The sequence below is a fragment of the Leptolyngbya sp. FACHB-8 genome (assembly GCF_014695575.1).
GTDB lineage: Bacteria > Cyanobacteriota > Cyanobacteriia > Elainellales > Elainellaceae > Vacuolonema.
In genome coordinates, this window is record NZ_JACJOO010000052.1 from 103,161 (window position 1) to 123,656 (window position 20,496).

Annotated in this window: 17 protein-coding genes; 6 read left to right on the forward strand and 11 right to left on the reverse strand. The window is 52.4% G+C overall.

The window, feature by feature from the left end:
- The first annotated feature begins 6 nt into the window (after nt 1-6).
- On the forward strand, nt 7-369 hold the full coding sequence (locus tag H6F91_RS12460; RefSeq protein ID WP_190773475.1) for a VOC family protein: 363 nt from the start codon (nt 7-9) through the stop codon (nt 367-369).
- An 87-nt stretch (nt 370-456) separates the two neighbouring features.
- Here H6F91_RS12460 and H6F91_RS12465 read toward each other — a convergent pair whose 3' ends face one another.
- On the reverse strand, nt 457-2,640 hold the full coding sequence (locus tag H6F91_RS12465; RefSeq protein ID WP_190773474.1) for a calcium-binding protein: 2,184 nt from the start codon (nt 2,638-2,640) through the stop codon (nt 457-459).
- Between the two features lie 710 nt (nt 2,641-3,350).
- Here H6F91_RS12465 and H6F91_RS12470 point away from each other — a divergent pair.
- Nucleotides 3,351-5,021 carry a GH3 auxin-responsive promoter family protein gene (locus H6F91_RS12470; protein ID WP_190773473.1) on the forward strand — a complete coding sequence of 557 codons (1,671 nt, stop codon included), beginning with the start codon at nt 3,351-3,353 and terminating at the stop codon, nt 5,019-5,021.
- A gap of 97 nt (nt 5,022-5,118) precedes the next feature.
- On the opposite strand, the gene H6F91_RS12475 is transcribed toward H6F91_RS12470, so the two are convergent.
- Both H6F91_RS12475 and H6F91_RS12480 read right to left on the reverse strand, forming a co-directional pair.
- Complete coding sequence (locus H6F91_RS12475) at nt 5,119-5,427, reverse strand: hypothetical protein (protein ID WP_190773472.1); 309 nt, start codon at nt 5,425-5,427, stop codon at nt 5,119-5,121.
- A complete protein-coding gene (locus H6F91_RS12480; RefSeq protein WP_190773471.1) occupies nt 5,409-6,434 on the reverse strand; it encodes a ParM/StbA family protein in 1,026 nt (341 codons plus the stop codon). Before H6F91_RS12480 ends, H6F91_RS12475 begins: the two co-directional genes overlap by 19 nt.
- 529 nt (nt 6,435-6,963) lie before the next feature.
- Here H6F91_RS12480 and H6F91_RS12485 point away from each other — a divergent pair.
- Nucleotides 6,964-7,848 carry an ABC transporter ATP-binding protein gene (locus tag H6F91_RS12485; RefSeq protein ID WP_190773470.1) on the forward strand — a complete coding sequence of 295 codons (885 nt, stop codon included), beginning with the start codon at nt 6,964-6,966 and terminating at the stop codon, nt 7,846-7,848.
- Between the two features lie 132 nt (nt 7,849-7,980).
- Here H6F91_RS12485 and H6F91_RS12490 read toward each other — a convergent pair whose 3' ends face one another.
- The 3 genes from H6F91_RS12490 to H6F91_RS12500 all read right to left on the reverse strand — a co-directional run bounded on the left by H6F91_RS12490 (nt 7,981) and on the right by H6F91_RS12500 (nt 11,236).
- A complete protein-coding gene (locus H6F91_RS12490; protein WP_190773469.1) occupies nt 7,981-8,706 on the reverse strand; it encodes a 2-phosphosulfolactate phosphatase in 726 nt (241 codons plus the stop codon).
- A gap of 432 nt (nt 8,707-9,138) precedes the next feature.
- Nucleotides 9,139-9,639 (reverse strand): hypothetical protein, encoded by a 501-nt coding sequence (locus tag H6F91_RS12495; RefSeq protein WP_190773468.1) that lies wholly within the window; start codon nt 9,637-9,639, stop codon nt 9,139-9,141.
- A gap of 775 nt (nt 9,640-10,414) precedes the next feature.
- Nucleotides 10,415-11,236 (reverse strand): HAD family hydrolase, encoded by an 822-nt coding sequence (locus H6F91_RS12500; RefSeq protein WP_242035753.1) that lies wholly within the window; start codon nt 11,234-11,236, stop codon nt 10,415-10,417.
- 631 nt (nt 11,237-11,867) lie between these two features.
- On the opposite strand from H6F91_RS12500, the gene H6F91_RS12505 reads away from it, so the two are divergent.
- Both H6F91_RS12505 and H6F91_RS12510 read left to right on the forward strand, forming a co-directional pair.
- Entirely contained in the window at nt 11,868-13,514 is a 1,647-nt protein-coding gene (locus tag H6F91_RS12505) for a peptidase M15A (protein ID WP_190773467.1), read from the forward strand.
- An 84-nt stretch (nt 13,515-13,598) separates the two neighbouring features.
- Nucleotides 13,599-14,345, forward strand: a complete 747-nt coding sequence (locus tag H6F91_RS12510) for a hypothetical protein (RefSeq protein ID WP_190773466.1) — start codon at nt 13,599-13,601, stop codon at nt 14,343-14,345.
- Nucleotides 14,346-14,605: 260 nt separating this feature from the next.
- Here H6F91_RS12510 and H6F91_RS12515 read toward each other — a convergent pair whose 3' ends face one another.
- From H6F91_RS12515 to H6F91_RS12530, 4 genes are all read right to left on the reverse strand, one after another.
- Nucleotides 14,606-15,487 (reverse strand): class I SAM-dependent methyltransferase, encoded by an 882-nt coding sequence (locus H6F91_RS12515; protein ID WP_242035754.1) that lies wholly within the window; start codon nt 15,485-15,487, stop codon nt 14,606-14,608.
- 95 nt (nt 15,488-15,582) lie between these two features.
- Nucleotides 15,583-15,912, reverse strand: coding sequence for an MGMT family protein (locus H6F91_RS12520; RefSeq protein ID WP_190773465.1), 330 nt, complete (start codon nt 15,910-15,912; stop codon nt 15,583-15,585).
- Nucleotides 15,913-16,576: 664 nt separating this feature from the next.
- Nucleotides 16,577-18,088 (reverse strand): ATP-binding protein, encoded by a 1,512-nt coding sequence (locus H6F91_RS12525; protein WP_199307785.1) that lies wholly within the window; start codon nt 18,086-18,088, stop codon nt 16,577-16,579.
- Nucleotides 18,089-18,236: 148 nt separating this feature from the next.
- Complete coding sequence (locus H6F91_RS12530; RefSeq protein WP_190773463.1) at nt 18,237-18,581, reverse strand: DUF4870 domain-containing protein; 345 nt, start codon at nt 18,579-18,581, stop codon at nt 18,237-18,239.
- Between the two features lie 171 nt (nt 18,582-18,752).
- Here H6F91_RS12530 and H6F91_RS12535 point away from each other — a divergent pair, with 171 nt between their 5' ends.
- Nucleotides 18,753-19,619, forward strand: a complete 867-nt coding sequence (locus H6F91_RS12535; RefSeq protein ID WP_190773462.1) for a DNA/RNA non-specific endonuclease — start codon at nt 18,753-18,755, stop codon at nt 19,617-19,619.
- On the opposite strand, the gene H6F91_RS12540 is transcribed toward H6F91_RS12535, so the two are convergent.
- Nucleotides 19,616-20,485 (reverse strand): anti-sigma factor, encoded by an 870-nt coding sequence (locus tag H6F91_RS12540; RefSeq protein WP_190773461.1) that lies wholly within the window; start codon nt 20,483-20,485, stop codon nt 19,616-19,618. The two genes, H6F91_RS12535 and H6F91_RS12540, sit on opposite strands and share 4 nt — an antisense overlap.
- Between the last annotated feature and the right edge of the window lie 11 nt (nt 20,486-20,496).

The window sequence follows — 20,496 nt, forward strand, 5'->3', positions numbered from 1 at the left end:
TCTACCATGCAGATCGCACGCTACCTCCATGCCGCAATTCTGATCTCAGATTTAGAAAAAGCCGAGCATTTTTATGGGACGGTGCTGGGTCTGCCCAAGGTCGATCGCGTTCTGAAGTTTCCTGGTGCCTGGTACGAGATTGGTGGTTGCCAGGTGCACCTGATTCAGCACGATGGATTGAGCCACGATCTTCAGAACCCTGAAAAATTGGGGCGGAATGCCCATCTTGCCTTTGCAGTTGCCGATCTGGATGCCGCTAAGAACCAGCTAATAGACTATGGCTACGAGTTTCAAATGAGTGCTTCTGGTCGTGCGGCTCTCTTTACCTGCGATCCTGACGGCAATGTGATCGAGTTGCAGCAGGCGTAATACACGCATCTTGGTTCGTCTTCTAAAACCCAGGGTTTGGGAGAAGCGAGCGGCTTTGCCGCTCGCTTCTCCCAAAATATTGAGCGCTTACCCAAGCACGATTAGGATGTCTTGATTGGTCATGGCTAACCCTGTTGCGAGCTGAGCAATCTGAAACTGCTGTGTTGCTCCTGTGCCATCTACATCGAAGAACAGTGCCCCTGTGCGGTTGTTGTAGATGAAACGATCGCTGCGATCGCCTGCCCTCGCTCCAATTCGAAACTGGTCTGGATTAATTGCAGCGTTATATAGTAGGCCTCCTTGTAAGGATGTTCCTACGACCTGAATCGCATCATCCGCTACCGAAAAATCTATCAGGCGATCAACCCCAGCCCGAGGGGCATCCAGGGTAAACCAATCCTGCCCAGAGCCACCTGTCAGGGTATCGGCTCCCTGTCCTCCATAGATCAGGTCTTTCCCTGCACCACCTACAAGCACATCGCCGCCTGCTCCTCCCAGGAAGGTGTCATTGCCTAGGCCACCATTCAGGCGATCTGAGCTAGTTCCACCCTCCAGGCGGTCACTGTCATTCCCACCCTCCAGGCTATCCGCACCATCGCCCCCCAGAAGAAAATCATTCCCATCCCGGCCGAAGAGGGTATCGTTGCCGGTATCTCCCTGGAGGCCATCGTTGCCCAGGCCACCATCTAAGCGATCAGAGCCGTCTCCCCCGAGGATTGCGTCATCCCCGACATCTCCGCTCGCCACATCGTTACCACCATCGCCGAAAATGGTGTCGAATCCGGCATCTCCATAGATTAGGTCATTGCCCAACCCCCCGTGCATTTGGTCGATTCCAATGCCGCCCCGAAGGGTATCGGCTCCGGCATCTCCATAGATCAGGTCATTACCATCGCCACCCAGTAACAGGTCGCTGCCCGTAACGCTTGTGCTGCCCCCTGGGCCCATTTCCCCAAATAGAAAATCATTACCAACACCGCCATTCAAAGCATCATTGCCGGTTCCGCCATAAAGGTAGTCGCTGCCATCGCCGCCATCTAATGCGTCGCTGCCCTGGCTAGCCAGCAATGTATCGTTGCCAATGCCACCCTGCAGGGTGTCGGCTCCAGCATCCCCCAAAAGCTGATCATTGCCATCCTCCCCTTGCAGCAGGTCATTGCCCGCTGCCTCCAGGATGTTTTGGGTATCAGAGCCGGCCTCTAGCACATCGTTGCCTACACCCCCCCGCAGTACGTCATTTCCGGCCTGCCCAAAGAGAAAGTCGATGCCTGCACCGCCTTCTAGGCGATCGCTGCCATCGCCACCTGCCAGGGTATCGTTGTCCAGGCCTCCCAGTAGCGTATCGTTTCCAACTCCACTCGACAGGCTGTCATTCCCCGCATCTCCATAGAGTTGGTCATTAGCACCGGCTGATGCCAACGTGTCGTTGCCGTCGCCGCCATGCAGGGTATCAAGCCCGGCATTGCCTAAGAGAACATCATTGCCGGCATCTCCCCAGAGCAAATCGTCCCCGCTAGCTTCTAGCGCGTCGTTGCCGTTAGAACCGCCTTCTAGAGTGTCATCGCCTGCACCACCGAACAGTGTGTCGTTCCCGTTCTGCCCAAAGAGACTGTCGTTACCCAATGCCCCTTCCAGGCGATCGTTGTCGTTACCGGCCTGGAGCGTGTCATTACCGGTACTTCCAAATAACTGATCGTCGCCATCCCCGCCTACAACGAAATTGGCGCTGTCAGTTCCTGTGGATTCCACCGTATCCGTAGGGTCAAAACCGCCAAACAAAGTATCATTGCCAGTTCCACCATTGAGGGTGTCAGTACCCCCACCACCCACCAGTAGATCGGCGTCTGCATCACCGCTCAACTGATCGCTGCCTAAACGACCTTTCAGGATGTCATTGCCATTGCCGCCATTGAGGGTATCATTCCCAATGTTGCCGAGTAGCAGATCATTCCCATCGTCTCCAGACATGAGGTCGTTACCTGCATCTTCGGAAGGGTTACTGACGTCAGAACCCCCTTCTAGCGTGTCGTCGCCTGCGCCGCCCCGGAGGGTATCATTACCGGCATCTCCAAATAGCATGTCGTTGTTGAGGCCACCGTCGAGGCTATCAGTCCCCGCACCACCTCGCAGGGTATCGTTGCCCTCTTCACCAAACAACTGGTCAACGCCCTCGTTGCCTAGCAACTCATCATCCCCTAAGCGTCCAAACAGGGTATCGTTTTCAAGACCACCCGTTAGAACGTTGTTTTGTTCATCACCAATTAACTGCATCTTGCTTCCCTTCTAAAAAATTCTGAAAGACACCCAAGGAAAAAGCATCAATAGCTACACGGGCTCCGCTGTTTTCTGGAGATAGACCTTGCTGGTCTAAAGGGAGTGGAGTTGTTGCTGCTTACAGAGTTTGAATAAAAGACGGAAAAATGGGAGAGTTCTGAATCAGCTAAACTTTAAAGAACAGCCAAAGATTCAGGAATAGCCGAAGACATAAAACCCATTCGAGTTAAATGTCCAGATCAAAGCGGCCCTGCCATCAATCGACCATATGCCGGTACTGTTCTGAATAGGTGGTTGGTTGTTGTGGAAGGGACATAAAACAACTCTTCCACAACAACCAACCACCTATTTGAAACACGACTTAGTGCGCCTAAGCCGAGTAAGCTTTATTAGTAAGCCCTTATGGCAGAGTTTTATTTCAAAAATTCTGCTTCTTAACAGTAGCTTTACTCACCACCCGACCTGACGTTAGAAAAATAATCTTGCCTGGTACCGGATCGTCTATGAAGTAGGCACCCTCTCGCTTCCACTATGGGAGGTGTCACAACCGGCACTGGCAAATGTTGAGATTTATAGGATAAGGAGAAGAGCATCCTCAGAATGTATACGGTTGAGGCTACTCAAGTGCACGGTAGCGCTGCACACCGTACTCGTCTCCGTAGAGTAGGGAGTTGCGTATTGTTTAAGAAAGCTTGTAGGAGGCATTCATGGCAAATCTTCTGCTGAGTCTGATTGCGGAGGCCGCTCTTCAGGCACGGCGAGATTTTATCGCCAAAACCTATCAAACTGAGGCCGTGCAGGTGAAATTCTTGCGATCGCTCCTCCACGCCAACCAAGAGACTGTACTGGGGCAACACCATAGCTTTGCGAAACTCCAGTCTGTGCAGGATTTTCGCGATGCGGTGCCCGTTTCCCGTTACAGCGACTATGAATCCTACATTCAGCGAGCCTTTCAGGGTGAAGCGAATGTCATGACCCCAGACCCGGCGATCTACTTCAACATGACGAGTGGGTCAACGGGTAAGCAGAAACTGATTCCGGTTACCCGACGATCGCGACGGGCTGTATCCTATGCCAATCAGGTGGCTGTTGGGTTTGGTACCCATGCGGCTCGTCGCGATCGCCGTCCCCTGGGCAAGATGCTGTTTACAAACTCGGCACGGTCGTTTGGGCGATCGCCCCAGGGTATTCCCTATGGCCCGATCAGCGTTAGCGACCTCAATCTGATGGGGCCAATCTATCAGCAGGTGTTCGCTCATCCTTTTGAGGTGATGAAGGCGGGCGACAGCGTGACGCGCAACTACCTCTGTCTTCTGTTTGCACTCACCGATCCAAATTTACGGATTGTTAGTGCAACCTTTCCGGTGTATGCCCTCACGTTCTGCGAACACCTGGAAATCCATGCAGAAAGCCTAATCGAAGATTTGGAAACCGGGACCTTTGCACCCTGGTTGAAACTGGAACCCGAACTGCGGGAAGTGCTGGAGCGACAGTGGAGGCCCCACCCTCGACGAGCAGCAGAATTGCGCCACATTCTTAACGCGGAAGGGCGGTTAGTGCCTCATCGAGCCTGGCCCAACCTGGCCTTTATCGTCACGGCTCGCGGGGGAACTTCCAACTTCTATATCAATCGCTTTAAGGATTACTTTGCGGATACCCCTGTATTTGGTGGCACCTATTCTTCGGCGGAAGCAACCTATGGGGTACACCGTGATTTTGGTACGGATGGCGTCATCCTGGCGGTTAACAGCGGCTTTTACGAATTTGTACCAGAGTCGGAGTGGGAAGCTGAACAACCGAAGACACTGTTACCCCATGAAGTGACGGTGGGCGATCGCTACCGTATTTTGATCAGCAATCTTAACGGGTTCTACCGTTACGACATTGGCGATGTGGTGGAGGTTGAGGGCTTCTACAACACGGCCCCCATCTTTGTGTTCCGCCACCGCCGGGGTGGGCTCTTGTCTTCCACCACAGAGAAGACGACTGAGTTTCACGCCATCCAAACCATGCAAACCCTCCAGCGAGAATTCGGCATTGCTCTGGAGAACTTTTGCATCACCCTCTCTGACCCTGAAATTCCTCCCCGATATCAGGTCAACATTGAACTGGCTCCAGGGTCAACCTTAGAAGACCCGACTAAATTCATCCACCGCTTTGATGAAGTCCTGGCGGAGCTTCATGCGTCCTATGCCCTGCGCCGCCCAGAGCCCATTCCCGATCCTCGGCTACGGATCTTAGCTCCCGGTAGCTTTAACCAGATTCGCCAACGGATGATTGATCGCGGTGTGCTGGAGTCCCAGATTAAATTTCCTCACCTGAGTGATGATCGTCATTACTTAGAAGGGCTGACGGTGATGGAAGAGGTGACGTTTTAGGGCGATCGCCAAGCGTTAAGAAGCGACGTGACATCTTGCATCACGTCGCTTCTTCGCGGCAAAATCGGCAACCTGTCAAAACCCCTGTCGTGAATGACTAAGCTCCCAGCAGTTCATCCAGGACATCCAGGGCCTCACAGTTGTTGGCGATCGCCGTTGGTTGTGGCTTAGGTGGCGCAACCCACTGGTTGGCTGAGGGTTGAGACGGTGAGAGCATATTCGCTCGTTGCGCTCCATGAGGCGTTCCTGCTGTGCCCCCCATGTACTCGTCTGCATAGCGCCGGAAGACGGCCTCGACCGCAGCGCGAGCATTTTTCAGCCCCCATTCATCAGCGATCATTTGCGCTTTATCCAGCACATCACGGCTCAGCCGCACTTTGTTGTCTTTTACTTGGTCGTTATACATAACTGCGTATTACTCGACATCGTGTACAAGCCACGGACATTGGCGAATTGAGGATCGCCCATCACCGTGAAGAGTTTGCGTCCAGTCAATCGTTCGGAAATGAGGTGAGTACTGCCGCCCGTCACCAGGAATCGTGTCACACGGGGCATGTAAGGCGTGTACTGGGCACGTACTGTTTGGAAAATACCTTTGAACCAGGGTTCCAGATGCTCATCCAGCCAGGGTGCCCAGGTGAGACCCGTATCCGCGTAGTTATGGCCGTTGCGGAAGCCATCCATCACAAGGCTTGGATCGGCGGTGGTGCCCAGAATGCTGGTCAAACGCTTATCGAAGCTGATGGAGACAGCCAGCTCGTAGGCACCACCACGATCCATTACATTTTCATCAATCACCTCACCTTCATCGTCTACCAGACGGGTTAGCCACGTGCCTCCACCGATGTCTACCACAATGGTGTAACCACTATCAGGGACCAAACCCAGTTGACGAGCATAGTAGTACGTACCCATCCCTTCCCGTTCGATCTCAACCTGAGTAACCGTCACCCGATAATCCAGGTCATTGCGGCGGAATTCGTGCATCCCCAGCAGTTGCTCGCGGATAGCAGCACTGTTGCGATCGGGATCGGGAGTAGAGGCAAAAACTTGTACGGCAAACTCGGTAGAGCCGTTCCAGGGTTCCAGGCAGGCGTAGAGATGGAGCCGAGATAGTTCGACTTTGTTTTCGACGACGGTTTGCTGCTGACGGCGATATTTATAAGCCTGGGCTCCGAAGTGATAGCGGCTGCCGTCGGGTAGCTCAATGAGGGGAGAGGCATTGGAAAAACTAACCGAATCGCGCCCCTGTGGCAACTGGAAGCGAACAGACCGAATCGCTCTGGGGTGGCCAATCCCATCGTAAAATTTCAGGTCGTAATTGCCAGCATCAAGGGCTAGAATGCGATCGCCCGTCCCATTGCCAACTGAGGGCTCTTTCCGAGGTCTGCGGGTTCTGGTACCAATTGTCATAGTTCTTCCTTCGTGACTATCTGGGGCGTTCGTCCCCATTAGTACACAGGTACTATACCACTTGTCTGCTTTCAGGGATAGTACGTATTTATTATTTCTTTTACAGCGCTTTGCGCTTGAATTAGCCATGGTTGTTTTTGGGAGCGCGGCCCTCCCAAAAACAACCAGATTTTAAGCGCTTGAAAAGTGCTGTACTCCAGCAATTCTCATTTTGAAATCAGGCCCGAAAACCGCGCGCCAAAGGCGCGCGGTTTTCGGGCCTCAAAGCCAAGAGTTCACGCCCGTAGGGCGTGAACTCTTGGCTTTGAGGCCTATAATACTGAGAATTGCTGGCTGTACTCTGTTTCGATGGGGCGTAAGCCCCAGGATGCTCGTACTGCACCGCATCCATTTCGGCTGGTGAGATGGGGCAGGTTTCGCGACGCAGCAAAAAAATCACCTTCTGGCTTTTGGGTTTAGAAAGGTGCGAGATGTGAGTAATGTTACTTTAAGTAAAGGAGTTGTCGTTTTCTGTTGTCCGGAGTGCTCTATGGCCGATGCTGCCGTTGCCATTCAAAACGTTTCTAAGTTTTATAGTGATGCGCCTGTTGTGAATGGTTTGTCGTTAAGCATCCAACCTGGCGAAATTTTTGGGCTATTGGGGCCAAACGGTGCCGGAAAATCTACCACCATTCGTATGATCACGACCCTGACCCGTCCCAGTGAGGGCAGCATTCAGGTCGCCGGTTATGATGTAGTGCGCCAACCCTTTCTGGTAAAGCGGCAGATTGGCGTGGTGCTCCAGCAGATGAGTGTAGATGTAGACCTGACCGTGTGGGAAAACATGGAATTCCACGGTCGAATGCATCATATCCCCAAATCTCGGCGGCAGCAGGATATTGATCGTTGGTTGGAGTATGTAGAACTGGCCGATCGGCGGGATGATTTGGTTAAAACCCTGTCAGGCGGGATGAAGCGTCGCTTGCAGATTGCCCGGGCCCTGTTGCATGAACCCCGCATTCTCTTTCTGGATGAACCTACGGTGGGGCTCGACCCTCAGACCCGTCGTCGCCTTTGGGAAATTATCAAGGGTCTGAATCAGCAGGGGATGACGATTCTGCTGACCACTCATTATATGGAAGAGATTGAGTACCTGTGTGGCTCTCCCCTCGATGGCGATCGCCCTGCCAATCGCATTGGTGTGATGGACAGCGGCAAGCTAATTGAGCTGGGGACGCTGGAGGAATTGCGGGAGAAATACGGCAAGGGCCTGCTGATGAAACAGATGGGCGATCGCTGGGAATACCAGTTTTTCCCGACCTTACAGGATGCTGATGCCTATCTTACCCATCAGCCCAACAAGGCGGGCATGATGGTACGTCCTTCCAACCTGGAAGACATCTTTGTAGAACTAACCGGGCGCAATCTGGATTAAACCCGTTGCTGAAGGCGTTGTGAAATGGGGTGGGAAACTGTGGTTCTCCACCCCATTTCACAACGCCTTCAGCAATACCGGATGAAGCATTGGTTGCCAAAGCCTTAAGGGGCATAGCACCAATTGGATGGTTTACCAGCTATGACGTGGGAGATTCTTGTAAGTTCCGTCAATCAGGGTGGGAACGCAATCACTTACATTCAATTGTGTCGCTAATACAACGTCTGGTTTAAAGCCACGCTCGATTAATTCTCGGCCAGAGCCACAGTGCTCAATCGACCAGGCTAGATTCTGGCGGGCACCCTGATAAGCCAGAGCCGCTGCTTGGGCTTCTGGCGAGAGACGACCTTGTAGATAACTAATAATGGCCCCCGCTGCGATGAAATCTTCAAAGGCAGGGCGAATGGTGCCATCAGGCCATTGTTCTCCGGCTGGGATGACAGCAATGCGGGGGCCGTAAGTCATCGCGGCCTGGGCGATCGCTCGGCTATTCCGCAAGCACCCTGTCAGGGTTGGAGTATTGCCTGTCGCTAAACTTAACGCCGAGCCATTGGGAGAGGGCAGCACGATTTGCGTACCCCGGCTCACGGACAGCATTGAACTGGGCGAGAGGGAGTAATCACTGCTACCTCGAGCACCTGCGAGCTCGGCCGGGATGGACTCGGCAAATTCATAAACTGCTTTATCTTGCCATCCATAGGGATAAATCACGGCCCCTTGGCTAGTCGCCACCTCAACACAGGTCGAAAATGACAGAACATCCACCAGGATGACAACATTACTAATGGGTGCTAATTGAGCAATACCGTTTTTGCCCCATTCACATCGCACGTCAAATTCTGCCTGATCCCAGTGCATAGTGAAAACTCTAGGTCGTTTTATAAATGTATTGACTTTAACGATGCACGCCTGCGTATATGCCCCATCAATATTTCCCAAAAATGTATCGATACTCACCCTCTTGCCCCAACCAAAATAAATAACCTCAATTTGGGATAAGCCTAAGTGCCTTTTTAGCATGCGCAGCGTGCCCCTCGAAAAGGCCTTAACCCGAACGCAGGTTGAATAGGGTAATTCAAGGCAGGAGCCCAAATATTCCGTCGTTCTCCAATAGCAATATCAGCGCTTCTGTCCTGGATAGTAGCCTTAGGCACTCTGGTTGGAACAGGTCCATCTCTCAAGAGCCTATGCATAAGCGCTGTACTTAACGCACTTGCATATTGCTATATAAAAAAGTGTCCACCCCGCCGGGGTGGACACGCTGTGCATCCAAGGAGTAGAGATCAGAAGTTAGACTGCAACGAAATTGCTGGAAGTTTCGCCCAGTACGCTACCAACAGTGCCCTGGGACACATAGCCGGCCCGTTCGCTGCCGAATTTACCAACAAAGAAGACCCGAATTAGCTTCCGACCGTTTTCGACGTAGCTGTCTTCCGGATTGGTCAGATAGACAATGCTGTTGGCGCCAGGGCCATCGTTCATTTTGGCACCGGGTTCGTAGTAAGCGGCCAAACCCTGGCTCAGTTCGGAGGTGTTCCGCAGGCGGTAAGCTTTGCCCTTGGTCATGCCGCCATCACTAATCTGCTTCAAATACAGAGATTGAACCCAACCTACGGTAGGCTCTTTAATTTGAGCCAGTCCATCGCCAACAATTCCGGTCAATTTCAGCCGTTGGTCGGCGGCCAAGCTCATAACTGTAACGCTCAGATCGGTGTCACGATAGACAGCGATAGTGCGGTTTGGTGCACGCAGGGCATCAATTAAATCTTTACGCTCGTTAATAGCAACCATTGGTGTAATTCTCCAGAACGCTTGAATATTTTTCAGGAACGGTCAGAATTGTGACTCTTCACAGCGTTGATAAAGGCACAAAACGTCTCCCGCGGTTGACATGTCCATTCTGTAGAGAACAGAATTGCCAGTTGCGGTGGGGAATGAGACATCAGAGGTTTGGGAAATCTGAGTCGATTAACTCAAACGCTCCATTGGAGTGATCAAAACCTGTAGAGGGAGAGATTTGCTGTAGGGGAGGGGGCAATCGCTAGAGCACAAGGGCTTAACGCCTCTCCTACAGACTTGTTTTTTACCGGGGCCAGCGGGGTAAGTTTCGGTCTAAAAGAGTAGGGTTAGACAGAACCGCCGGGTTTGAGCATGGCTTTGCAGGATGCAGGGGGTGCTTGTTGCGGACCATGGTCGGCTTTTGGTTTTACCGTGGGCGTCTTGGGTGACGTCCGTGTTTCTTACAGGTGACAAAGAAAACTTCACCGGTTTGTCCTGCCATTTCGGAAAAATTTGACCTCTTTGGCAGATACGTTTAGCCAAGGCTTCTGAATGTGTTGATTTTACGGGCACTTTAGCCTCGTAAACTTGTTGAATTGCTTAGGAACACACAGGACTTACGCATTTGTGTTGTGGGTGGGGTGCGAAGCACCCCACCCACAACACAAATACAATATGGATAGCCGCCTTGCGTAAGCCCTGACACAAATAAGACAACCTGTAATTCTTGAATTACAGGCTATTGAGCCCATGATCCTTAGTACCGCGAAAACTAAGAATCCTGGAGTTAGGGTTTGGCGACCGCCGCTGAACGATCGCCCACTTCCCCTTCCATAAAATTTTTACGGCTTTTCAGTAAATACTCGGCCAGTTCAGCAAAGCCCTCAACCTCTGCATGGGGAGTGATGAAGCGGGGGTAATGGGTGAGGCGATCGCCATAATGCCCCACATTTGCCACCCCCACTGAATAGGGGAAGAACTCACCATTAAACAAGCTCTCATCGTTAGGGCTGTCTCCAACCGTAACGACGTGTTCCGGCATGAGATGAGGGAAATGAGTGTCCAGAACACAGCGGAGGGCCGCCGCTTTTTCCTGTTGCGGTAGTTTGATGTGGCATTGCACTGTGCTGTAAGTGAAGCCCCAACCTTCAGATTGGCAGCGATCGCTCATCCAGCTCAAATCTTCGTCGCTCAATCCATGCACATCAAATGTCCAATCTGTCAGACGGAAGCGATTGTCGCTAGCCTCCTGCAAGTGGGGGAAGCGCTCCTGAAGCAGGCCAAACATTTCCGCTAGACGCAGCCGATGGTCGTTGAGGTGAGTGATGGGTACCAGAAGATCGGGGGGAGTATCGGGTTGGTGGAAGAACAAGCCCCCATTTTCAGCGATCGCCCCCACTACTGGCATGTAATGGGCTACGGCCTCCACCCAGCCACCGGAGCGGCCTGTCACAATCAGGACGGGGAGATTCGCTTTTGCGAGTTCTTCCAGGGTGTGCAGAAGCGTTGAGGTGTACTTGCTTCGATGGGTGAGGGTGCCATCCATATCAGTGGCAATCAGGGCGATCGCCCCCGCTTGTGTTTGATCCCAGGTCTGCAATGGTTTCAATGAAACACCCCTACTCCTCAAAATTTTTGGATGTTGCCTAATCCCAGTGCCTCTGGTTTTTGCTGCTGAAGCAGCGCCATGAACCAACAGTGATCAGCTGAAACTTCGAAGCCAAGAGAAATGATCTCTATGGCTTCGAAGTGTGGGATCGGCTGTCAACCACCCTCAATTAAACCGCCAGTTGGGCTGGAAGTTGCTGCAGGTCAGTGGAAAATATGAAACATTATTGAGTGACCTTATACGGCTTAGGAGATTTCCAGTAATGAAATTACCCCCAGAATGTTGGTGCTTTGCCCGCGAAGCGGGCAAAGCACCAACATTCTGGGTAAATTCTTATGCAGAAACCTCCTTAAGCCTATAGAACCGTATTACGGGAGTATGCCAGCATGGTCTTGTCCCAAAACTCAGAACCATTGTTTTTTCGTCGCTTTGTGACCAAAAAACAATAGTTCTGAGTTGTGCTTTTAGAAAGGTGCAGGACGTGAGTCTATCCAATTTCATGGTGGAACTTTGTGCAGGACTGGTAACGTTGAAGGCGAAACTGTAGATAAGGCTAGCCCGTTTTTAGAGGGCGATTCTACAATTCCACTGATTGACGTGGCTTGCGTTCAGGTTTGTTTTTGGGGCTGCTATGGGATTTTTGACAGCTGCACATCGGCATCACTACTACATCCAGGAGGCGACACGGGCTGGCATTCACCTCCCGCTTCTGGTGGCGCTCTACGCCGTTCATCAGTCTCCTTTGCTGGAGGATGGTGAGGTCGGCTTGGGCATCTCCCCAGCTCACCAACTGGGACGCGATCAGCTGAAAACATTTCCACAACAGGTCAAGGTCGCTGCTACCACCCTGCGTAGCATCACCAGTCGCCTGACGGCTCAGGGCTGGAGTGCGACGGATATGTGGGATGAGGACAACGGCTCCTATACCGATCGCTTTTTGCAGGCGATCGCCGATGGCTACTCTCCTCCGGTCACAGATACAGGGGCAGGCCTGTTGGAAACAACGGATTTAGAAGCGTTGAGGACGGTATACCGGGCCGAGGTCAATCTGTCCTATCAGATGGCTGAATTGCCCTACAACCTATCCTTCCTTGACGGAGCCCTATTGCGGTTTGCTCAAAACCTCGTCGATCACTACCAGAGTTTGGATTACCAGCGCCAAGCCTTGCTGGAGGCCGTGCGGCTTTGGCGAAAGTTAGATGACGTGCCCCTTGCGATCGCTGCCCTCCAGGCCGATAGTGATGAATCTCTCAGCCTGGAGAGCACATTGGATCGGGTGCTGCTGGATGTTATCTCCAAATTACCGGATAACTACGCTGGGTACCCGCATCAGCGGGAAGCCCTGTTGCGGTTGGTGCAGCTCTGGCGGCAGGTAGCGACACGGGAAGGGGCGATCGCTTCTCTGGAAACCAACGATAGCGCCGAGATCGCGCCCGGTAGCCTGGATGCTGCTCTGATCGCCTTCGTGCTAACCCTGCCACACCACTATCAGGGTAAAGGTGAGCAGCGCAATACTTTGACTGAAGCCTATCGACTCTGGCACGACCTGGATTCGCGAACCGTCGCGATCCGCCATTTGGGCATTGATCCCAAAGCTCTGATTGACGCCACCCCCGACGCCCTGGAAAGTGCTGCTCGCCAGCTCGATCGGGCACTATTGCAATTTATCCGAACAGTGCCGACGCAATTTAATGAATCGGATGCGCAACGGGTAGCCTTGTTAAAGCTGGTGCAGTTGTGGCGGCACTGCGATAACTCCTTCCAGGCGCGACAAACCCTGCTGGAGGATTGGCAACGGATGGAACGGGCAACCCACCTATCCGAGGATGCTCCCCCGGCTCCAGTGCCCTTACCTGCTCCATCGCGCCCAGTAACCTGGTCGCTCAATAACCTGCAGCTGGATGCCCCAATTTTGCCCCATAGCCGTTTTACCTGGGCCATGGCAACCCAGGGCGGCATTTGGGTGCCCGATACTCAGGAAACCGTGGATACTATTGTCGCCTTAACAGAATGTTTGCAGGAGGTGAGCGATCGCCTTGGGCGTTCTCTTCAGGTGGCTCTCTGGTATGTCCCACCGGGTATGCCTGTGGGAGTGCCCGATCCAGTCAGCGATCGCCACACCACCGGAAACGCCATCAAGCTCTACAGTCCTGGCCTCAGCGCCAACCAACTTTACTGGATGTTAGATCCGTGGTGGGCGGGTGGGTTGGGCCGCTGTAGCCAGTTTCCGCATTTGATTCACCTGGATAGGGGCGATCGCACCCGTTGGCTACAGTAGCGTCTTACTGTATGATGCATTACCCATCAATTCAGGGAATTCTATAACTAATAGGAATGTCAAATCCATTCAATCTACCCTGCTATGGCTGACCACCTCATTCTCGTTGAACCAACGCTGGCACAGGCCCCGCCTTCCCAACCTAAGGGAGGACAAGTCTGGATGTATTCCACGTTAATGATGGTGCTTCTACTGGTGGGTCTGGGAGCGTACAACTACTACATGGTCAAGAAGCTTAAAAAAGAAAAGCGATTTGAGGAGTATAAGAATCGCGAATTACAAAAGAAGCTCAAACTGGCCCTAAATACCATCAGCAAGATGGAAAAGAACCCAGACCTGGTTCACTCCCGCGAATTTAACCTTGACTATCTGCGGATGCGGATGGAAGAGGAGCAGTTTCACTTTGCGATCGTTAACCAAATCAAGATCAAGGTCAAAGAAAAAATCACGGTTGCCCTACGGCCTCATCAGGCTGAAGAGGGCAATTTGGGGATGGCCAGTGCCAGCCGCCAAGTGGATGAGATTTTTGACGTTGAATACAACCTGTCCGAGTCGCCCACTGGTAAGAAAGGCGTCCTGTTCCGAATTCAAATCAAGTTGGCAAAGATCCCAGCTCAGCCTACCTCCGTTACGGTTAAGCAGATCATTGAATGCATGACGACCTTTATGAGCCAGGAGGCTGATGAAAATTGGCAACCTACAATTCAAGGGCGAATTGCTTATATGCATTGGGATCAGAAAGCGAAGCCTACGCCATTACTTGTGCTGGAGCAATCGAATGAGGGCGTTAATGTAACGTTCCGCTCAACTCGCATTGCTGCTAAGTCGTAAAAGCTAGTAGGCTGCGGCCTAAGTTCACAACCTATGTTTTGTGTGGGGTGCGAAGCACCCCACACAAAACATAGGTGATGGATTTCCGCCTCAGCGTACTAGGCTTGTCCTTCTGTAAAAGAGGGTGTTGAGGTTTACCTCAACACCCTCTTTTGCGGGGCTTTCTGCTGATGTAGTTCACGTTTAGGTGAGATGTTTTCTGCGGGGACATCTCACTTAAACGTGAACCGTTTCTATACAGGCGGAGCTCATATCCGTTCCTATCCATCAGCCATGTCGCTGGGTTTTGAAAAAATCAACACATGCTGCTCGGGTAAAAAATCTAGCGTTTCATCCCAGTGCAATCCTACAGCAGCCATTTCTCGTTTGACTTGCTTTTGAGTCATCTTGTGCAGCGGCTTAATTGGCAATAGCCAGTTCTCCCCCCGGTACTCCACCATGACGACGCGGCCTCCGGGTTTGAGGGCTTTAGCGATCGCCTCCATCATTTCGTAGGGATATTCAAACTCGTGGTACGCATCCACCAGCAACGCCAGGTCTACTTCCCCAACGGGCAGGTTCGGGTTATCCGGTTGCCCAAGGATAGTCTCGACATTCTCAGCTCCACTAGCTGCCTTGAAAAAATTCAGCATATCCAGCATCTCAGGCTGAATATCGACGGCAATGACGCGGCCCTGTGGCACAAAAGGGCTAATTCGCAGGCTGAAGTACCCTGTTCCGGCCCCGATGTCGGCTACCACATCGGTTGGCCTGAGCCCCAGGGCGTTGATCAAAGCACTGGGTTGTTCTTCTAACTCACGGTTGGCTCGCTCTAACCAGGCCGCTCCGCTATGGTCCATATAACGGGCGATGTCGCGACCCATATAGCGTTTGCCGGTGCTATCGCGGGTATGCAGTGTCCGGTATTCGTAGCGATCGGGAACTGGAGTGGGTAGGGGGTCTGGAGGCAGAAGGTCGGGGGATATCAGGGAGGAAGGCTCGTCAACCAGGAAGGGTTGGGCAAACATAGGGGCAGCAATGGCTATGCTCGCTGAGTGGGGAGCGATCGCCCACCCACCTAACCCATTACTGCTCCACACCAACATTCCCAGAGCAAAGGCTGTAATCCCAGTTAGAATCCTGCGGCTGATAGCGATAACCATGTTCCTTAAGACAGAAGGAGTGGATAAGTGCTTCGCCTTCACCAACTCCTTGTGCTTTGAGGAGCATAGCTGGGCGTGTAGCTGCCGGACACCGTTCATGGATTGTTCTCCAGTACGTCAGGTCGCCAAAGATATTCTCGCAGGCTGAGGGTACCATCGGCACGGAATTGAATTCCTTCAGCCTCTAACAATACCCGTTGCAATGCATCACTTCCGTTACGGAACGGTGACTCTGACACTCGCCCTTGAGCATTCACCACCCGGTGCCAGGGAACATCTGAGTCAACGACCACTCGATACAGAGCGTACCCCACCAGCCGAGCTTTACCATACATCCCGGCCAGATCGGCTATCTGTCCGTAGGTTGCTACCTGCCCGTAGGGGATCCGACGCACCACGTTATAAATCACGTCATAGGTTCTCATCGTCCCATCTACACCAATGAACCACATGCATGAAACAGGATAGTAGCCCAATAAACTTCTTAAGTTTTACAAGTTAAAAAGCTTATGCAACGGGCTTGCTACCTCATAAAACCTTCATACATTTTTGTGTCATATTTCAAATCTGTGGATGGGATGTGGTGAAAGGGGTATTTCGTTTCCCTTTCACCACATCCCATCCACACGTGTGGAACATTCCTCATTTTTGTGAGGCGTGCTGTATGAGACACCTTATAAGAATGCTATACAGCTGTCTGTTTTTGGTTGAGATGCTTGCTACACAGACATCTCAACCAAAAACAGACAGCTGTATAGCCGGATTTTGTATAAGGTTTTGGGCGATTGAATTGTCTTAGGTATATATGCCAGTTTTAAAAAGTGTCACGTAGTTCTCGACAAAACCTTACAAAATCTGTATTTTTTATAATGAAAGTGTGAGGAGTGCGAAAGGCTTCTGGGGTCGAAACACGGAAAGACTCCCAGAAGCCTTTTTGTTTCTATCAACTTCCATCTACATCATTTTTCAATTGACATTAGTTCGGACAGTTTTTCTGAAACCCTTGATTTTGCGTGCGCTTCGCGCACGCAAAATCAAGGGTTTCAGAAAAACTGTACAGAGTATTGAATTGAGTGATGTACGAGGGTATTACATCAAGGGTAGCCATACCTTAAACTCAGTGCCTTCTTGGAGTGGAGCGCTCTCCAAGGGGGTAGAGGAGGGCGATCGCAACTCCAGACGTCCTCCATGCCGGGCTGTAACAATTTGGTAGCTCATTGCTAAATTCGTTTCCCGAGTCGCGCGCTGTTCCACTGAGAAGGAATCCTGAATCTGCTGGTGCTGCCAGGGGGAGAGCGGTGGGCCATTGTCGGCAATGCAGATGACTACCCAGCGGGAGGCTGTTGAACCTTGAAGATCAGAGTAAACTTCAGTCGTAATCGTAATTTCAGGTTTTGCAGGAAGCTGACAGGAAGAAGGAGTGCCCTCATTCCATTGGGCTTGTAGAGCTGGATTGAGCAGCACCTCAACGGCACGGCTGAGCAGACTGATGAACACCTGGCTGAGTTGGCCCAGATAACAGGGAACCGGTGGCAAATGACCGTACTGGCGAGTAAATCGAATTTCGCCGGTCAAGCGGCTTTCCAGCAGTAGAACAAGACTGTCCAGGCAATCGTGCAGGTCGGCGGGTTTAGGGTAAACCTCGTCAATGTGGCAAAACGTTTGCAGGCTGCTCGCTAATTTTTTGAGGCGACTGGCTCCCGTTTGAATGCTTGTCAGGGTGCGGGGCAAGTCAGCTTTCAGGTAATCCAGCTCAATAGACTCTTGCAGGGCGGCGATGTCAGCAGGCACCTCACCCCAAGCGGCATCATAGGCAGACAACAGCTCCATGAGCTGGTTCACATAGTCTGACAAATGAACTAAGTTACCCCAAATAAATCCGACAGGGTCGAGAATTTCATGGGCCACACCATCTACCAGGCGTCCCAGAGCCGCCATCTTTTCGTGCTGCACCATCTGCAAGTGGAAGCGCTCAAACCGAACCTGAGTTTCAATGCCGCGAATTTGCCAGTCAGCCCGATAGAGTTCGTGAATGTCTAGCAGACACAACAGACCGTCCTCACGCTGCACAACGATAGGGTCAGGGCGTTGTTCGGGCGATCGCCGCAGAGCCTGTTGCACCGCCTGTAGGATGGGAGTTTGTGCTGGCAATAGCAGATAGGGGCAACGGGCATAGCTATAAAGCACCCGCATCGGTTGCGCCAAAAACCACTCACTACCATAAGGTCGTAACAGGTATTCCAGAAATCGCTGCCGTGCCATCAGCCCCAGCAATTGTCCATCCTGTTGCAGGATGACGCCGGGTACCTCCGGATACTGCTCAAATTGATTGGCGACTTCGGTAGCTCGTGTGGCACCATCGACGGCCCACCAGTGCAATGGCAAATCCCCAACCGTGGAGTTGAGGCTCAAGGGGTTCGTGCTGGCTTCAAATTGAAAAGGGCGAGGCAACCCGGCATTGGGAAGGGGGATAGAAACCATGGGACGGTAGCGCAAGAACTTAAGTGACGGAATACCAGACAGACACATCCCGTGGAGAACGTGTGGTGAAAGGGATGCAATACTTTGTTTCAGCGACAAAGTTCCTGGTAGCTTCCACATGAAGTTATCCAGTGAACTGTGTGTTTAGAATGCCCAAGGCGTAATCATTATACTCATGCCCCTTTTGTGGGGAGGGACTCACGACATGTGCCGCTCTTAAAAAAATCAGCCCCTGGCATTAAATGCCAGGGGCTCACTCGTTATTGTTTTACACCACTCGGAAAATGAAGGGGTAGCGGTGGACGTAGTCTTGATTACCTAAGCACTGAACAATAGCCCAGATCGGTAAGGCCCAGTGATATACGAAGAAGAAGGGCACAATTAGATACCCCACCAACAGAAAGACCAAAATGCCGACGATGATACCCCACAGCCACACATTCAAGTGAAAGTTAATCGCTTCTTTTGCGTTTTCTTTCACAACTGGGTCATCTGAGACAAACAAAATGGCAATGGGAATTCCGATGGAAAAGATGAGCGTACTAATAAAGATTGACCCATGCGATAACGCGGTTAAGAGTCTGCGCTTATCTGGATCGTACGTGCTTTGCATCCCAGGTGCTCCTTATTGGCGGGTCATCCTCACTCATTTATCCTATCGTCTAGGGTATAGGACCCACAGGGATGTTAACCGTATCAAAAGTAGGGTTTCTTCCCGTAATTGCGTTACATTCAAGACCAAGGTGCCACCCGCTAACGGCACACATCAACAAGCACGTAAGCTATGGGTATCTGGCGATCGCACCAAAACTCCACAAGCCACAGTCGATGGGCCTGGCTCATTGCCTTACCTCTGCTGTTATCGGGCTGCACACTATTTGCTCCCTCAGCTCAGCGGGTAGAGAACGTAAATCTGTTGTTGGGTAATCCCAGTGGTGCGATCGCCGACCCCGACAGTGCCAACAACTATCTCATTGTGCGGCCCCAGTATGTCCTGTCCTATGGCCGCGATCGGGCGATCGCCAACTGGGCCAGCTGGCAGCTCACCCGTTCCTGGCTGGGGAATGGGGAACGGCCTCCTTTCCAGGCGGATCGCTCCCTGCCGGAGGGCTGGTATGTCGTCACCCCTAACGATTACTCCGGTAGCGGTTTCGACCGGGGCCACCTGGTGCCCGCCGCCGATCGCAACCGTAGCCCTGAAGACAGCGCTGCTGTTTTCCTGATGACCAACATCGTGCCCCAGGCGCGAGACAATAATCAGGGGCCATGGAACGCCCTGGAAACATACTGCCGACAACTGGTTAATCAGGGCAAAGAGCTTTACATTATCGCTGGAGCCTCAGGTATCGGAGGCGTGGGAGAGCGGGGGCCACGGACAACGATTGGGCGTGGCCGAGTGACGGTGCCGGAGGTTGTGTGGAAGATTATTGTGGTGCTGGATCAGCCCATCACCTCAGCAGAAGAGATTGGAGCGGGCGATCGCGTCATTGCTGTAATTTTGCCCAACGTGGAAGATATTCGCGAAAATGATTGGCGACAATATCGCCAATCTGTAGATCAGATTGAACGGTTGACAGGATACGATTTCCTATCAACGTTGCGAGATGACGTGGAGGAATCCCTGGAGGCTCAGACGGATGTACAGCGCTAGAGTTCGCTGGTCAGAACCCTCTCCGGCTTCATGGTGGCTGTGGATTGTAGAGGTTCAATGTTGATGACAACCGTGGTTGCCTCGGCCCAGTAGGGATTCATGGTCAGCTTTAGCAACACCTGACCCGAGGCATCGGGAGTAAAGGTGGCACAGTCAAATTTTTCGCCAGTAGTCGCAAACGCCCACATGCGGTAAACCATGCCGCTTGGAAGGGGCTTGAGATTTTGTAAGGTCAGCATTGCCACATTTCCATGCGGAGCCAGTACCAGGCTTCCTGTAGGAGATTGGGTCTGGCTAACGGGTTGCAGATTGAGCAGACGGTTTTGGGGCTGCTGGAGGATGGCGATCGCCCCTTCATATTCCTGTACCTTCTGGCGAGAGGCCATGAGTTCCTGCTGCAGCCGATAGTTACCCAGGCCCAATCCCAACAAAACGAAAGCCGCAATGCCGCCAATGCTCCAGAGCTGGCGATCGCCTAACCGCCGGGGCCGGGCACGTTGCGGCTCGGGAGTCGCCGCTTGAAGAATGCGATCGCGCAGAGCCGCAGGGGGGCGATCCGCCTCAGGCGTGGAGAGGGAAGCGGCGGATTCTAGGGGAAGGTGGGGTAGAGAACCGGGTTGAGCGTCCTGAAACATGCGATCGTCAGGAGCAATAGGAGCACTATCCGCCTCAGCCGTGGGGAGAGAAGCGGCTGAAGCTGCCATAGAAAGGAGGGCCAGCGTGGAGCGGAGCTGTTCTACCTGGGCGATCGCCTGAGAGTCTTGGGCTAGATACTGTTCGACAGTCGCCTGCTCATCGGGGGTGAGGTCACCCAGGACATACCCAGCCAGCAGCTCGTCGGTGGGGTCAAAAGCGGGTTGAATCATGGTCAGTTGCG